This window comes from Clostridium sp. MCC345, from assembly GCF_018785345.1.
In the GTDB taxonomy this organism is placed as follows: Bacteria; Bacillota; Clostridia; order Lachnospirales; family Anaerotignaceae; genus Anaerotignum_A; species Anaerotignum_A faecicola.
Window position 1 is genome coordinate 1 of sequence record NZ_WQPP01000052.1, and the last position, 314, is coordinate 314.

Annotated in this window: 2 tRNA genes; both read left to right on the forward strand. The window is 48.4% G+C overall.

Annotated elements, in window-relative coordinates:
- Window positions 1-50: 50 nt before the first annotated feature.
- Window positions 51-124: transfer RNA gene (locus GPK49_RS09170), tRNA-Ile, on the forward strand.
- A 13-nt stretch (window positions 125-137) separates the two neighbouring features.
- Window positions 138-210: transfer RNA gene (locus GPK49_RS09175), tRNA-Ala, on the forward strand.
- The last annotated feature ends 104 nt before the right edge of the window (window positions 211-314 follow it).

The following is a 314-nucleotide window of genomic DNA, read 5'->3' on the forward strand; positions in this document are numbered from 1 at the left end:
GTACTTGGTGGGCAGCTGCCTGGGAGAGTAGATGGTCGCCGAAGTCCTATGGGCTCATAGCTCAGCTGGTTAGAGCGCACGCCTGATAAGCGTGAGGTCGGTGGTTCGAGTCCACTTGAGCCCATTTTGTGTGGTCTGGGGATATAGCTCAGCTGGGAGAGCACCTGCCTTGCAAGCAGGGGGTCACGAGTTCGAATCTCGTTATCTCCACTTACCGGCTTAAAGAAGTTGGGATGCACCTTGAAAACTGAATACAAGTAAAGCAAAAATAGAGTCAATCGAGAAAACAAAATTTTCTATTTTCAAATGTAACA